This is a genomic window from Streptomyces sp. NPDC046876, assembly GCF_040645035.1.
Taxonomy (GTDB): domain Bacteria; phylum Actinomycetota; class Actinomycetes; order Streptomycetales; family Streptomycetaceae; genus Streptomyces.
The window spans coordinates 1-14,699 of the sequence record NZ_JBEYXK010000043.1 but is presented as its reverse complement, the minus strand read 5'-3'; the positions used below and the strand labels follow the sequence as shown (position 1 = coordinate 14,699).

Genomic DNA, 14,699 nt, shown 5'->3' with positions numbered 1-14,699 from the left:
CTCGCTCCGGCCGCCCGAACCTCCTGGTCGGCGGCGCCCATTGGACGTTCCGCCGAGGGCGTCCGGCGTCCATGGTCGGGAAGGCACCTTGCCCGCAGGGCCGTTGGAGCATTGGGATGGCCGAGATCAACGCGGCGGGGCCGCTCCCCGGCGCCGAGAAGGGGGGCACCTCCATGCTCGACGGCTGCACGCCCTGGCCCGAGGCGTTCGTCGACCGCTACTGGGCGGCCGGGCACTGGCGCGGCAACACGCTGGACAACCTGCTGCGCGGCTGGGCCCTGCAGTACGGGCCGCGCACCGCGCTCGTCCACGGCGACACCCGGCTCACGTACGCGGCCCTGAACCGCCGGGTGGACCGCATGGCCGCCGGGTTCCGGCTGCGGGGCCTGCGGCCCGGGATGCGGGTCGTGGTCCAGCTGCCGAACGTCCCCGAATGCGTCGTCACCGCGTTCGCGCTGATGCGGGCCGGCACGGTCCCCGTGTTCTGCCCGCTCCCGCACCCCGCGGCCGGGGTGGCCGGGCTCGTCCGGGTCACCCAGGCCGTCGGCTACGTCGGCCCCGCCGCGTACGAGGGCCTCGACCTCACGGCGGTGGCCGCGGACATCGCGGCCCGCTGGCCCTTCCTGCGGCGGGTGTTCACCCTCGAGGCGCCGGGGGCCTCCTCCCCGTACGGCGGCCTCACGACCGACCCGGCGGGCTGCCAGTACTCCCCGCTCGGCACCGTCGACGCGCCGCCCGAGCCGGCGCTCGCACAGAGCGCCGACCAGGTGGCGTTCCTCCTGCTCCCGGGCGGCGGCGCCGCCGGGGCGCCCCGGCTCGTTCCGCGGACCCACAACGACTACGCCCGCCAGGCGCGGGCCGCCGCCGAACTGGTGTCGCTCACCGAGGACGACGTGTACCTCGCCGCGCTGCCCGCCGGATCCGCCTTCGCCCTCGGGAGCCCCGGCATCGTCGGCACCCTGTCCGTGGGCGGCACCGTCGTCCTGGCCGATACCGCCGAACCCGGCGCCTGCCTCCCGCTCATCGAGCGCGAGCGGGTCACCGTCACGTCGGTGGCGCCCGACACCGCCGAGCCGTGGCTCGACGCGCTCCCCGCGGTCCGGGCCGACGTGAGCAGCCTCCGGCTGGTGCAGGTCGGCGGCGACGCCACGCCGTTGCCCCGGGCGACCGCCGAACGGATCGGCCCCGAGCTCGGCTGCCGGCTCCAGCAGGCCTTCGGCCTGGCCGAGGGGCTCCTCACGCTCACCCGGCCCGGTGATCCGGACGAGGCCGTGCTCACCACGCAGGGCCGACCGCTCTCGTCCGACGACGAGATCCGCATCGTCGACGCCGAGGGCAAGGACGTGCCCGACGGGGAGCCCGGCGAACTCCTGGCCCGCGGCCCGTCCACCCTGCGCGGCTACTACCGGGCGCCGGAGCACAATGTGCGGTCCTTCACCGCGGACGGCCACCTCCGCACGGGCCGCCTCGCGCGACGCACCCCCGACGGCAACCTGGTGGTGACCGGCCGCGTCGAGGACGCCCCGCCGCCGCCCGGAGCCCGGCACTAAGTCGTCTCTTTCGGATCTTGCCGGGCGGCGCGGGTCCTGGGCACCTCCCAGCAGTAGCCGGGGGAGCGAGATCCGGAAGGGGCAGCCTGGCCTTCCGGCCCGACCAGGGGTCCGCCGGCGCCGCCGCGGGCGGCGGTCTCGGCCCGGGCCGCGGCGAGGGCGGCTGTCACCAGTACGGCGGTGGAGGGTGCCGGGCGGCCGTCGGGCAGGTGCAGTACGTCGCCGACGCCGATCCGCGCCCCGGTCCCGCACCGGGCGGCCAGCCGCAGCGCCGGCCAGGCGGCGCCGTCCCGCCCGACCAGCAGCAACGGCACCCCGGGCACCAGCCGCCGCAGCCGCCCCACGGCCTCCGGCTCGACCCCGGCCAGCTCGACCACCACCCGAACCCACCCGCACGGGCCCGGGCCGGCTGTGCCCGGTCCGGCTGTGCCCGCGTCGGCTGTGCCCGGGCTGGCCGTGCCCACGCCGGGTGCGCTCGCGCCGTCCGTTGCCGCGCCGTTCGGGGCTGTGCGGCCCGAGCCCCCGCCTCCCGCGCCCGCCCCCGCGCAGTTCGGGCTCGTGTCGGCCGTTCCGCCGCAGGCCGCGCCGGGTGTGCGCGCCCTGTCCGCACACGTGTCGGCGGTTCCCGCGCCGGTGGCGCCCGCGCCGTTCGGGGCTGTGCGGACGACGCCCCCACCTCCCCCGCCCGCGCCGTTGGGGGTTGTGCGGCGCGCGGCTCCGCCGGGCGTGGCCGGGGCGTTCGGGCTCGGGCCGGTCGCGCTCGGGGCCGGCGGGCCGGCTCCGTCCGTGGTCCGCCCGGCCAGGAAGCGGGTCAGCTCCTCCACATCCTGCCCCGGGGCACCGCCGTCCCGTGGGGGCCACGGGAGTACCGCGTCCACCGCCACGCCGCGGGACAGGAGGGTCCTGGCGAGTGCGCCGGCTCCCGGGTCCGCGAAGTGCACCGTGGCGCGGTCCGGGAGGACCGTCCAGGACCGGATCCGCGCCTGCCGGCCCGCCGGATCCGGTTCGGCGGCGATGCTCGCGCACACCGACAGCGGTACGGAGACCCCCGCGCCCCGCAACGCCTCCAGCAGCGGGCCCACGACCCGCGGCGACAGGCTCTCCCGCCCGCACGGGGTCCGCGGATGGACCAGCAGCTCCGCCGCCCCGGCGGCCACCGCCCCGCGCGCGGCCTCCACCACGTCCCCGGGGGACAGCGGCACGGCCGCCCCGTCGCCGGCGCCGCGCGTCCCGTTGAGGGCGGCCTGGATCCGCAGGTCCGGGCTCATGCAGCTCCGGCGGCGGAGGCCGCCGGAGCGGCGTGCGCCCAGGCCGAGTCCGCGAGCGCGGGCCTGGGCACCACGATCCCGCAGCCGGCGCAGACCGGGCCGTCCCAGGCCCACGCTCCCTCCCACGACCCGTGCGCAGCAGCAGCGGCAGCGGCACCCGCACCGGCAGCAGGCCCCCGCCCCCGTCTCTGCGGCGGCACCGGCGCGGGCCAGTGCAGCTCCTGCTCACCGCAGACGGGGCAGCCCGTCCCCGGCTCCGACTCCAGCGCCGCGACCAGCCGCCGCAGCACGTCCCCGAGCGTCCCCTCGGGCCGCACGCCCGGATCCGCGCACCGCACCACCGCGTCCCCGCTGCCGCCCCACGCCCACTCCGGCCGCCGCAGCCCGTGGTGCTTCTCGCGCCTGCGGCGCTCCGCGAACTGCCGCTCGTACTCCAGCCAGACCGCCCGCGCCTCCTCCAGCTCCTCCAGCGCCGCGACCAGCCGCTGCGGATCCGCGGCCCGGTCCTCGGGGCCGATCCCGTGCCGGTCGCACAGGTGCCACCAGGTCGCCCGGTGCCCGTACGGTGCGAACCGCTCCAGGCATCGGCGCAGCGAATGGCGCCGCAGGGCACGGTCGTTGCGCGCGTCCCGCACCTGGTAGGCCAGACTCCGGAAACCTGCCATCACACCTTCACCTCCGTCGCGCCCACGCCCACCGCGGCGTCGTACTCCGTCGGACGACGACGCACCGTGAGATGTGCCCAACATGCCCGGCCGGGTGCAGGCGCATGCGGGGGCGGACGAGGCGTGCGGGTGGCACATGGCCGGAACTCAGCGCCCCATGCGCCCCGCAGCCACCACGACCCGTGCCAGCTCCTCGTGGCAGATGTCGCTGTGCGCCCCCGACGGCGGACCGCCCCGCCGCACCACGGAGGCGGCGTCCACGCTGACGCAACCGGCCGCCGGAACCCCCTGGCGCAGCGCCGCGTCGAGCGTGAGCCGCGGTGCGCCGGGCACCGCCTGCACCCCGTCGTGCCCGACCGCGCCCCACCGCTCGTCGAAGCCCAGCAGTCCGGCCGAATCCCCTGCCATCCGGGAGGCCAGCGGATAGAAGACCTTCAGGGCGGAGTCGTGCTCGGAGTGGCACGCCACCACCGGTCCGGCGACCTTGTGCTGCAGGCCGCGCAGGGTCCCGCCGCGGCCCCGGTCGTGGGGGAGCCGGTCGGCGAAGGCGTAGTGGGAGAAGGCTCCTTGGAGCAGCGTCAGGGACGCCGCGTACCGGGCGCCGTCCGGCACCGCGCGCAGGGCGAACGACACCACGCGCGCCCCGAAGCTGTGGCCGATCAGGTGCATGCGCAGGGCCGGCCGGCGCGCCGCCAGCTCCGCGAGGACCGGGCCGAGGCCGCGCTCGCCGACGACCCCGGCCCGCTTCTTCATCTGGTAGTACGAGGCCTGCCGCAGCAGCTCCTTGGCGCCGCCCCACAGCATCCGCACGCTCGCCCCGGCGGTGAGCCCCGGCCCGTCGCCGGCCCCGGGCGCCGGCCCGCCGGCCGCGGCCAGCCCCGCGGCGAGGGCCCGGCACACCTCCCGTACGTCCTCGACGAAAATGGCGGGAACCTCCCGCCGGTCACCATCCGCCACGGCCGCCGCCCACGCCGCCCCTGCCACCGGCACCCCGGCCACCCCTGCCGCATCCGCCTCCCCGACGCCCGCCAGCTCCCGTACGAGCGCCCCGAACTCGGCCAGGGCGGACTGCGACTCGGGCCGGTCCTCCAGCAGTTCGGCGATCCGGTCCAGCTGCGCCTCCCGCCCCGGCCAGAACTCCCCGAGGGCCCGCCGGGTCTGCGGGTCCAGCGCCGTCCCGTGCCCCGGCTCCGCGAGCGCGCCGAGGGATTCGAAGTCCGGGATCGGCTCGTCCGAGAACCGGATCGAGGGCCAGAAGACCCCGGCGTACCCCAGCCGCACCCCCGGCCCCACCAGCCCCGGGAAGGGCGCGAAGAAGCGGTCGTACAGGCGGGTCGAGGTGGAGCGGTCGCTGTTCCAGCCGTGGGCGAAGACCAGCAGGTCGGTCGCCTCCATCGCCGCGACCGCCTCCGCCCCGGCCCTGTCGGTGTCCCCCTCGGCGTCGAAGGCCAGCTCCGCGTACGGCCCGACCCCGACCCCGAAGCCGAGCCCGATCCCGACCCCGCCTCCGACCCCGGACACACCCGGCCCGCCCCCGCCGCCGGTCCCGAACTCCGCACCGCCACCGGCTCTGCCCGTTCCCGCCGCCATGGGTTCCCCCTCCGCGCCGCGTCCCTGGTGCCGTCCAGCATCCTGCTGCGGCCCCCGCCCGGCCAGACCCTTGCGCCTACCGGTACAGCAGGTACCGCTCCCGCACCGCCGCGAACCGTGCCAGCCCCACCGCCCACGCCCCGGCGATCTCCTCCACCCCCGACCCCGCGTCGACCATCCGCCGCACCAGGTCCGAGCCGGTCAACCGGTCGATCCAGTGGTCCTCGCGCCACGCGAACCCGCTCCACGCCCGCCGCGCCGTCACCAGCAGCCCGATCCCCGCCCGGACCGGATCGAACGCCTCCCGGTCGTGGACGACCAGCCGGACCCCGCCGCAGGTCCGCCCGGCGTGCTTGGAGAAGGACGGCGTGAAGTACGCCTCCCGGAACCACACCCCCGGCAGCCCCAGCGCGTCGGCCGCCTCCGCCCACCGCCGGTCGACGCCCTCCGCGCCCAGCACCTCGAACGGCGTGGTCGTCCCGCGCCCCTCGGAGAGGTTCGTCCCCTCGAACAGGCAGGTGCCGGCGTACGCGAGGGCCGTGTCCGGGGTCGGCATGTTCGGGCTCGGCGGGACCCACGGCAGCCCGGTCTGCCCGAAGAAGGAGCCGCGCCGCCACCCGGACATCCGCACCGTGTGCAGCCGGACCGGGGCGTCGCGCAGGAACTCCCCGTTGAACAGCAGCGCCAGCTCCGCCGCCGTCATGCCGTGCGCGAGGGCGATCGGTTCCCGGCCCACGAAGCTCGCGTACGGCCGCTCCAGGACGGGCCCGGCGGCCCGCAGCCCGCCCGCCGGGTGGGGCCGGTCCAGCACGACCACCGCCTTGCCGGCCAGGGCGGCCGCGCGCATGCAGTCGTACAGGGTCCAGATGTAGGTGTAGAAGCGCGCCCCGACGTCCTGGATGTCGAAGACGACGGTGTCGACGCCGGCCGCGGTGAACACGTCCGCGAGGTCCTGCCCGCTCTTGCCGTACGTGTCGTACACCGCCAGCCCGGTCGCCGGGTCCCGGCCCGGCCCCTCGGACCCGCCCGCCTGCGCCGTCCCGCGGAACCCGTGCTCGGGGCCGAACACCGCGACCAGCCGGACCCGGTCGTCGCCGTGGAGCACGTCGACCAGGTGGCGGGCGTCGGCGGTGATCCCGGTGGGGTTGGTGACCACCCCGACCCGCTGCCCGGCGAGGAGGGCGTACCCGTCCGCGGCGAGCCGCTCGAAGCCCGTGCGCACCCGGCCCGCGCGCACCGGCAGGCCGCCGGGGCCCGCCGCACCGGCCGAGCCCGCCGCCGCCGGACCCGCCGGACCCGCCGCACTCACCGAATCCGCCGCACCCGCCACGCCGGCCACCCCCGCCGAACCCACCGTTCCCGCCAGTCCCAGCAGCCCCCGTCGAGACACCGTCATCCGGCCACGCTAGGGGCCCGCCCCCTTTCGCCCCGACATACCGACCGGTTAGTCTGCCCGGCGACCGGCCCCGCCAGGAAAGGTGATCCCGTGAGCGCGTACCAGGACCAGCGAGTCGTCGTCACCGGCGCGGGCGGCGGCATCGGCGCCGCCCTCGCCCACCGCTTCGCCGCCGAGGGCGCCACCGTCGTGGTCAACGACCTCGACGCCGCCAAGGCCGCCTCCGTGGCCGGCGAGATCGGCGGGCGCGCGATCGCGCTCCCCGGGGACGCCTCCGGCGTCGTCGAGGAGGCCCGCCGGGCCCTCGGCGGCCGGGTCGACGTCTACTGCGCCAACGCCGGACTCGCCTCGGGCGGCGACGCGTTCGCCGACGAGGCCGTGTGGGAGGCCGCCTGGGACACCAACGTCATGGCCCACGTCCGTGCCGCCCGGCTGCTGCTGCCGGACTGGCTGGAGCGCGGCGGCGGCCGCTTCGTGTCCACCGTCTCGGCCGCCGGCCTGCTGACCATGATCGGAGCGGCGCCGTACAGTGTCAGCAAGCACGGTGCGCTCGCCTTCGCGGAGTGGCTCTCGCTGACCTACCGCCACCGCGGCGTCCAGGTCCACGCCATCTGCCCCCAAGGGGTCCGCACCGACATGCTGACGGCCGCCGGCTCGGCGGGCGAGCTCGTCCTCGCACCGACCGCCATCGAGCCGGAGGCGGTGGCGGACGCACTGTTCGACGGCATGGAGAAGGGCCGGTTCTTGATCCTCCCGCACCCCGAGGTGGCGGACTTCTACGCCGCGCGCGCCACGGACCCCGACCGCTGGCTGAGCGGCATGAACCATCTCCAGCAGAAGTGGGAGGGCCGGTGACCGCACCGCCGGCCGCGCCCCCGCCGCCCCCGCCGAAGACCCCGCCCGCGCCCGGCGGCTCCCGCTACGCCGCCAAGCCGTGGCTCGCCCTGCTCAGCCCGGCCCAGCGCGCCCCCCTCGCCGCACCGCCCAGCGTGCTGCACGCCTTCCGCGCCGCGGCCGCCCGCGCCCCCGGGCGCACGGCGATGGCCTATTTCGACGGCCGCATCGACTACGCCCGGGCCGATGCCCTGTCCGACTCCCTCGCCGGCCACCTCGCCGCCCACGGCATCCGCCGCGGCGACCGGGTCGCCGTGATGCTGCAGAACACCCCGGCCTTCGTGCTGGCCGTCCTGGCCGCCTGGAAGGCCGGGGCCGTCGTCGTCCCGCTCAACCCCATGTACAAGGAGGCCGAGGCCCGGCACGTCCTGGCCGACTCCGGGGCCGCCGCACTGGTCTGCGAGGCCCGCGCCTGGCCCGCGTACCTGCGCGCGGCGGCAGCCGGCACGGCCGTACGGATCACGCTGACCGCATCCGACCGGGACTTCCAGACCCGCGACGACGTACGCGTCCTTGCACCCGGGCGGGAGCCGCAGGCCCCCGACGCCGCCGACCTGGCCACCGTCGCCCGCCGCGGCCACCCCGCCCCGCCGGACCCCGCCCTCACCCCCGCCGACACCGCGCTCATCAGCTACACCTCCGGCACCAGCGGCACCCCGAAGGGGGCGATGAACCCGCACGGCGCCCTCACCCACAACGCCCAGCGGCAGGTCGCCGGGCACCCGCTCGCCGAGGGCTCCGGCTACTTCGCCCTCGCCCCGCTGTTCCACATCACCGGCATGGTCTGCGAGCTCGCCGCCTGCTTCGCCAACGCCGGCACCCTCGTCCTCGCCCACCGCTTCGACGCCGGCGCCGTCCTCGACGCCTTCCTCGAACACCGCCCCGCCTACACGGTCGGCCCCGCCACCGCCTTCATGGCCCTCGCCGCGCACCCCGCCGCCACCGCGGACCACTTCACCTCCTTCCAGGTGGTCTCCTCCGGCGGCGCCCCGCTCCCGCCGGCCCTGGTCGCCCGCATGCGCGCCGACTTCGGCGTCCGCCTGCGCAACGGCTACGGCCTCACCGAGACCACCGCTGCCTGCGCCAGCGTCCCCGTGCACCGCGAGGCCCCCGTCGACCCCGCCTCCGGCACCCTCTCCGTCGGCCTGCCCGGCGCCGACACCGTCGTCCGCATCCTCGACGAGCACGGCGCCGAGGTGCCCTTCGGCGAGACCGGCGAGATCGCCGTCCGCGGCCCCCAGGTGGTGCCCGGCTACTGGGGCCTGCCCGAGGAGACCGCCCTCGCCTTCCCCGGCGGCGAACTGCGCACCGGGGACGTCGGCTTCATGGACGAGGACGGCTGGGTGTACGTCGTCGACCGCAAGAAGGACATGATCAACGCCTCCGGGTTCAAGGTCTGGCCGCGCGAGGTCGAGGACGTCCTCTACACCCACCCCGCCGTGCGCGAGGCCGCCGTCGTCGGCGTCCCCGACCCCTACCGCGGGGAGAGCGTCAAGGCGTACGTGAGCCTGCGCCCCGGCGCCTCGGCCGAGCCCGCCGAACTGTCCGCGTACTGCGCCGCCCGCATCGCCGCGTACAAATACCCCCGGCTCGTGGAGATCCTGCCTGTCCTGCCGAAGACGACGAGTGGCAAGATCCTGCGACGGGAATTGCGCGACCGCGGCTGAAAACGGCCGTCGGCCGCCGGCCGGCCCCGTACCGGCCGCGCAACAGGGAAGGGAAGGTCACCGCCATGGCTGCAAGGACGACGGAGCCCGGGAACGCGCACGAGGCGCCCGTGCCGCAGCGGCTGCTGGCCGTGGCCACCCGGCTGTTCGCCGAGCGCGGCTACGACCGCACCTCCGTCCAGGAGATCGTCGAGGCGGCCGGCGTCACCAAGGGCGCCCTCTACCACTACTTCGGCTCCAAGGACGACCTGCTGCACGAGGTGTACGCGCGGATGCTGCGCCTGCAGCAGCAGCGCCTGGACGCCGTCGCCGACTCCGACGCCCCCGTCGCGGAGCGGCTGCGCGCCGCCGCCGCCGACGTCGTGGTCACCACCATCGAGAACCTCGACGACGCGGCGATCTTCTTCCGGTCGATGCACCACCTCAGCCCGGAGAAGTTGGGGCAGGTGCGGGCGGAGCGGCGCCGCTACCACGAGCGGTTCCGGGCGCTGATCGAGGAGGGGCAGCGCACCGGCGTCTTCTCCACCGCCACCCCCGCCGACCTGGTGGTGGACTACCACTTCGGCTCCGTCCACCACCTCTCCACCTGGTACCGCACGGACGGCCCGCTGACCCCCCGGCAGGTCGCCGACCACCTCGCCGACCTGCTGCTGCGCGCCCTGCGCCCGTAGCCCGCGCACCCCGGCCGACAGCCCGACACGCCCGACGGGGAAGCGGGAGAGCGACCCGGGCCCGTCCGACCCCGATCCGCCGGACGGGCCCCGGCAGCGGGTGGCCCGCCGACCGTCAGCCGGTCAGCGGTACCGCTTCAGCTCCCGGTGCGCCAGCGAGCGCTGGTGCACCTCGTCCGGGCCGTCGGCCAGCCGCAGCGTGCGCGCCGCCGCCCACAGCTCGGCCAGCGGGAAGTCCTGGCTGACCCCGCCCGCGCCGTGCAGCTGCACCGCGTCGTCCAGGATCCGCACCACCGCCCGCGGAGTGGCGATCTTGATGGCCTGGATCTCGGTGTGCGCCCCCCGGTTGCCGACGGTGTCCATCAGCCAGGCCGTCTTCAGCACCAGCAGCCGCAGCTGCTCCACCGTGACCCGCGCGTCCGCGATCCAGTTCTGCACGACCCCCTGCGCAGCCAGCTCCTTGCCGAAGGCCGTACGCCCCACCGCCCGCCGGCACATCAGCTCGATCGCCCGCTCCGCCATGCCGATCAGCCGCATGCAGTGGTGGATCCGGCCCGGACCGAGGCGGGCCTGGGCGATCGCGAAGCCCGCGCCCTCCTCGCCGATCAGGTTCGCGGCCGGCACCCGCGCCCCGTCGAAGACCACCTCGGCGTGGCCGCCGTGGTCGTGGTCCTCGTACCCGTACACGGTCATCGCCCGGCGGACCTCGACGCCCGGGGTGTCGCGCGGCACGATGACCATCGACTGCTGGCGGCGCGGATCGGCCCCGTCCGGATCGGTCTTGCCCATGACGATGAACACCTTGCAGTCAGGGTTCATGGCGCCGGAGATGAACCACTTCCGCCCGGTGACGACGTACTGCGAGCCGTCCGCCGAACGCTCGATGCGGGTCTCGATGTTGGTGGCGTCCGACGAGGCCACCTCGGGCTCCGTCATCGCGAACGCGGACCGGATCTCCCCGGCGAGCAGCGGCTGGAGCCACTGCTTCTTCTGCTCCTCGCTGCCGAACTGCGCCAGTAGCTCCATGTTCCCGGTGTCCGGCGCCGCGCAGTTGGTCGCGGTCGGCGCCAGGTGCGGGCTGCGGCCGGTGATCTCGGCGAGCGGGGCGTACTGGAGGTTGGTCAGCCCGGCGCCGTACTCGGCATCGGGGAGGAAGAGGTTCCACAGGCCCCGGCGGCGCGCCTCGGCCTTCAGTTCACCGAAGACGGCCGGGGTGTCCCAGGGCGAGGCCAGCCGCGCGCGCTGCTCGGCGGCGACGGGCTCCGCCGGGTACACGTACTCCTCCATGAACGAGAGCAGCCGGGTGCGCAGTTCCTCGGTCCGGGCGTCGAATGCGAATTCCACGGGTGTGCCTCAGCCTTCCTGGAGGGTGGTCAGACCGTGCTCGATGAAGACCGGGACCAGCTCGCCGATCCGGTCGAAGCCCTCGCCGACCGTCTGGCCGAGGGTGTAGCGGTAGTGGATGCCCTCGAGGATCACGGCGAGCTTGAACCAGGCGAACGCCGTGTACCAGGAGATCGCGCCGGTGTCCCGGCCCGAGCGGGCGGCGTACCGCTCGATCAGCTCGGCCGGCGAGGGGTGCCCGGGCGCGGCGCTGGTCGTGCTGACCGGCGAGTCGGCCAGCCCCAGGTCGGAGCTGTACATCACCAGCAGCCCGAGGTCGGTCAGCGGATCCCCGAGCGTGGACATCTCCCAGTCCAACACCGCCCGGACCGTGTCCTCGGGGCCTGCGACCAGCACGTTGTCGAGCCGGTAGTCGCCGTGCACCACGGTCGGCGCGGGGGAGCCGGGCAGGGCGCGGCCGAGTGCGCCGTGCAGCTCGTCGATGCCGGGCAGCTCCCGGCCCCGGGAGGCCGCGAGCTGCTTGCCCCAGCGGCGCAGCTGCCGGTCGAGGAAGCCCTCGGGGCGGCCGAAGTCGCCCAGGCCCACCGCCGCCGGGTCCACCGCATGCAGGTCGACGAGGGTGTCCACCAGGCCCAGGACCACCCGCCGGGTGCGCTCCGGGCCCAGGGCGGCCAGCCGGTCCGCGCTGCGGTACGGGATCCCGTCGACGAACTCCATGACGTAGAACGGCGCCCCCAGAACCGACTCGTCCTCGCACAGCAGCAGCGGCTCGGGCACCGGCACGGCCGTGCCGTGCAGCGCCTCGATGACCCGGTGCTCGCGGCGCATGTCGTGCGCGGTGGCGAGCACGTGGCCGAGCGGCGGGCGGCGCACCACCCAGCGGGCCGTGCCGTCGGTGATCTCGTACGTGAGGTTCGACCGGCCCCCTTCGATCAGCCGGCCGCGCAGCGGCCCGGCCACGAGCCCGGGGCGGACGCGGTCGAGATGGCCGCGCAGCCGCTCCAGGTCGAGGCCCCGGGGGGCGGTCGGGGCAGACGCCGATGCCATGGTGCGCACCTCCGTACGGAGTTGACGGTGACGGGATGACGTTCCGGCGCACCGGCGGCCCGGGCGGGCACGGACGGAAGCACCGGAGGCCATCATGCCGACCAGTCGGTATGTCGTCCAGTGGGCCGTGCGCCGGAGGTGGGAGCGGAGGCGCGGCCCGGGCCCGCGCCCGGGCCCCGGCCTCGGCTCAGGCGTGGCAGAGGATCGGCGTCCCGCCGTTCATCACGGTCATGTCCCGCAGCACCGCCAGGATGTCCAGCGGCGCCCCCTCCGGCTCGCCCGCCAGCTCCGCGTACGCCCGGTGCACGTTGGCCACCAGCCGCTCGCTCTCCCGCCAGGCCGCGAACTCCCCGAGGTCGGCCTTCTGCGCCACCTCCAGCGGAGCCAGCCCCTGCTCCCGGCCTTCCCGGGCGATCGCCTCCACGTACCGCAGGTAGCGCTCGGTGGAGTCGTACGCCGAGGCGTCGGTCAGCGGCCCGTGCCCGGGGACCACGGTCTCGGCGTCCAGCGAGCGCAGCAGCTCCAGCGCCCGCAGCGAACCGGCCAGCGATCCCATCGCCAGGAAGGGCGTGCCGCCGGCGAAGACAAGGTCGCCCGTGAAGACGACCCGCTGCCGCGGCAGCCACACCACCGAGTCGCCGGTGGTGTGCGCCACGCCCGGGTGGATGACCTGCACCTCCGTCGCGCCGAGGTGCAGGGTCGTCCGGTCGCTGTACGTGAGGTCCGGCGGGGTGATCTCGATCGCGCCGAAGTCGGTCGCCGGCCAGATCATCTCCAGCTGGTGCCCGGCGGCGAGCTGCTCGCTGCGCGCGTTGTCGTGCGCGAGGATCAGGGCCTCCGCGGCGAAGACGCCGTTGCCGTACGTGTGGTCGCCGTGGTGGTGGGTGTTGACCACCGTGCGCGGCAGCGGCACCCCGGCCGCGGCGACCACCTCGCGCAGGGCGAGGGCCCGGCGCTCGGTGGCCGCGGTGTCGACGAGCAGGGTGCGGCCCCCGTCGCTGACGAAGCCGGCGTTGTTGAGGCACCAGCCGCCGTCCGGCTGGACGTAGGCGTACACCCCGTCCGCGGGCTGGACGAGGTACGGCTCTTCCGCGGTCATCTGCGCTCTCCCGGTTCACTGTGACAGGCAGTCAGCATCCTGCCAGCCGCGGCGGAACCGGGGGAGAGCGGGGCGCCCGGGCGTGCCGGGCGCGGCGTCAGTGGTCGTCGTAGTGGCCCTCGTGCGCGGCGTGCCGGTGCCCGTCGTGCAGGTAGTCCAGGTGGTCGCCGTGCGGGACGGAGTCGTGGCCGCAGCCCTCGCCGTGCGCGTGCCCGTGGCCCTCGTGCGGGGTGTGCCCGCCGGGTTCGCACTCGTCCCAGTGGCCGGAGTGCTCCCGGTGCAGGTGTCCGTCGTGGGCGTAGTCGACGTGGTCGCCGTGCGCGACCTCGGTGTGCCCGCAGCCGGGGCCGTGGGCGTGCGCGTGCGTCGGGTGCTCGTGGTGCAGGGTCGTCATGGCGCCGAGGCTAGTGCGGAGCATCCCGGAATGCCCGTTACGTCCCCACTGGAGGTCCCGCGTGGCGCGGACGGACCGGATCGGACCGGATCGGACCGTCCGATCGGCAGCTCAGACGATGACCGCCACGGCGAACACCGCCAGCGCCACCGTGCAGGCCACCGCCGCCAACGCGGCCCGAGGCGCGAGCCCCGGCGGCCGGCCCGCCGCCAGCTGCTGCAACCGCCGGTGCGCCACCACCAGGAACGCCAGCCAGATCAGCGCGATCAGCGCCGCGCCCAGCACCTCCGTCGGCGAGCCCGACCCGCGCAGCGCCTGCCGCAGCGCCAGCACCGCGACCACCGAGCAGGCCAGCGTCGTACGCCGCCAGGCGAGCCGGGTCCGCTCCGGCTGCAGGCCCGCGTCGCGGCCCTCGGCGGGGGAGCAGCCGGTCACGACCGGTCCGTCCACCCGAGCAGCACGACCGCCATCATCGCGACCGCGACCAGCCCCACGCCCAAGGCCAGCAGCACCGGGAAGCGCGACAGCGGCAGGTCCTCGCCCCGCCGCATCGCCCGCTCGCACCGCACCCAGTGGTTCACCGCCCGCAGCGCGCAGGCAGAACCCACCGCGAGCAGCGCGAGCGCCATCCCGACGCGTACGCCCCAGCGCAGGTCCGGCAGGAACTGGTCCACCGCGAAACCGCCGCCGATCAGGGCGAGCGAGGTCCGGATCCAGGCCAGGAACGTCCGCTCGTTGGCCAGCGAGAACCGGTAGTCCGGGGTCTCGCCCTCGTCCCGCACGCGCTGCGGGGCGAACCAGAGGCGCACGTCCTTGCCGAAGTCGATCACGTGGCCAATCTACGTCCCACCGCCCCCCGCGGCTCCCGCACCCTCGCCTGCCCCCAGGGCCCGACCCATCCGCCCCCGCCCCGCGCGTGGCCCGTGAGCCCGGCACATCCGGTCCCGCCCGTGTGTGGGCCGTGGGCCCGGCAATCCAGCCTCGCCCATGCTGGGACGGGGCTCCGGCAATCCAGCCTCGTCGGCGTTTGAGGCGCGGGTCGGGGCGGGCCCGGTGCCCGGGTCGGAAGCAGATGCGCGCGCCGATGTGCCGACGAGGTCAGAAGTACTCCGCT

Annotated in this window: 14 protein-coding genes; 4 read left to right on the top strand and 10 right to left on the bottom strand. The window is 75.9% G+C overall.

The genetic code is table 11. The annotated features are described in order from the left end of the window. The first annotated feature begins 116 nt into the window (after positions 1-116). Positions 117-1,550, top strand: coding sequence for an AMP-binding protein (locus ABZ924_RS22200; RefSeq protein WP_361912346.1), 1,434 nt, complete (start codon positions 117-119; stop codon positions 1,548-1,550). Here the strand turns inward: ABZ924_RS22200 and ABZ924_RS22195 are convergent. The 4 genes from ABZ924_RS22195 to ABZ924_RS22180 form a co-directional block, all read right to left on the bottom strand. Continuing rightward, positions 1,547-2,818, bottom strand: coding sequence for a 3-keto-5-aminohexanoate cleavage protein (locus ABZ924_RS22195; protein ID WP_361912343.1), 1,272 nt, complete (start codon positions 2,816-2,818; stop codon positions 1,547-1,549). The two genes, ABZ924_RS22200 and ABZ924_RS22195, sit on opposite strands and share 4 nt — an antisense overlap. Continuing rightward, a complete protein-coding gene (locus ABZ924_RS22190) occupies positions 2,815-3,483 on the bottom strand; it encodes a hypothetical protein (RefSeq protein WP_361912340.1) in 669 nt (222 codons plus the stop codon). Before ABZ924_RS22190 ends, ABZ924_RS22195 begins: the two co-directional genes overlap by 4 nt. Positions 3,484-3,630: 147 nt before the next feature. After that, positions 3,631-5,073 carry a serine-threonine protein kinase gene (locus ABZ924_RS22185; protein ID WP_361912337.1) on the bottom strand — a complete coding sequence of 481 codons (1,443 nt, stop codon included), beginning with the start codon at positions 5,071-5,073 and terminating at the stop codon, positions 3,631-3,633. A gap of 76 nt (positions 5,074-5,149) precedes the next feature. Beyond that, on the bottom strand, positions 5,150-6,469 hold the full coding sequence (locus ABZ924_RS22180) for a DUF1343 domain-containing protein (protein WP_361912335.1): 1,320 nt from the start codon (positions 6,467-6,469) through the stop codon (positions 5,150-5,152). 90 nt (positions 6,470-6,559) lie between these two features. On the opposite strand from ABZ924_RS22180, the gene ABZ924_RS22175 reads away from it, so the two are divergent. From ABZ924_RS22175 to ABZ924_RS22165, 3 genes are all read left to right on the top strand, one after another. Next, on the top strand, positions 6,560-7,324 hold the full coding sequence (locus tag ABZ924_RS22175; RefSeq protein WP_361912332.1) for an SDR family NAD(P)-dependent oxidoreductase: 765 nt from the start codon (positions 6,560-6,562) through the stop codon (positions 7,322-7,324). Next, complete coding sequence (locus ABZ924_RS22170; RefSeq protein WP_361912329.1) at positions 7,321-9,030, top strand: AMP-binding protein; 1,710 nt, start codon at positions 7,321-7,323, stop codon at positions 9,028-9,030. The genes ABZ924_RS22175 and ABZ924_RS22170 overlap by 4 nt, the downstream gene beginning before the upstream one ends. A gap of 65 nt (positions 9,031-9,095) precedes the next feature. After that, positions 9,096-9,701 carry a TetR/AcrR family transcriptional regulator gene (locus ABZ924_RS22165; RefSeq protein ID WP_361912326.1) on the top strand — a complete coding sequence of 202 codons (606 nt, stop codon included), beginning with the start codon at positions 9,096-9,098 and terminating at the stop codon, positions 9,699-9,701. Between the two features lie 123 nt (positions 9,702-9,824). Here ABZ924_RS22165 and ABZ924_RS22160 read toward each other — a convergent pair whose 3' ends face one another. The 6 genes from ABZ924_RS22160 to ABZ924_RS22135 all read right to left on the bottom strand — a co-directional run bounded on the left by ABZ924_RS22160 (position 9,825) and on the right by ABZ924_RS22135 (position 14,415). Continuing rightward, positions 9,825-11,045 (bottom strand): acyl-CoA dehydrogenase family protein, encoded by a 1,221-nt coding sequence (locus tag ABZ924_RS22160; protein WP_361912323.1) that lies wholly within the window; start codon positions 11,043-11,045, stop codon positions 9,825-9,827. Positions 11,046-11,054: 9 nt separating this feature from the next. Beyond that, positions 11,055-12,092, bottom strand: coding sequence for a phosphotransferase family protein (locus ABZ924_RS22155; RefSeq protein WP_361912320.1), 1,038 nt, complete (start codon positions 12,090-12,092; stop codon positions 11,055-11,057). A gap of 187 nt (positions 12,093-12,279) precedes the next feature. Continuing rightward, on the bottom strand, positions 12,280-13,191 hold the full coding sequence (locus ABZ924_RS22150; protein WP_361912317.1) for an MBL fold metallo-hydrolase: 912 nt from the start codon (positions 13,189-13,191) through the stop codon (positions 12,280-12,282). Positions 13,192-13,288: 97 nt separating this feature from the next. Further along, positions 13,289-13,585 (bottom strand): hypothetical protein, encoded by a 297-nt coding sequence (locus ABZ924_RS22145; protein ID WP_361912314.1) that lies wholly within the window; start codon positions 13,583-13,585, stop codon positions 13,289-13,291. 111 nt (positions 13,586-13,696) lie between these two features. Continuing rightward, entirely contained in the window at positions 13,697-14,035 is a 339-nt protein-coding gene (locus ABZ924_RS22140) for a DUF202 domain-containing protein (protein WP_361912311.1), read from the bottom strand. Then, on the bottom strand, positions 14,017-14,415 hold the full coding sequence (locus ABZ924_RS22135; protein ID WP_361912308.1) for a DUF202 domain-containing protein: 399 nt from the start codon (positions 14,413-14,415) through the stop codon (positions 14,017-14,019). Before ABZ924_RS22135 ends, ABZ924_RS22140 begins: the two co-directional genes overlap by 19 nt. Positions 14,416-14,699: the final 284 nt, after the last annotated feature.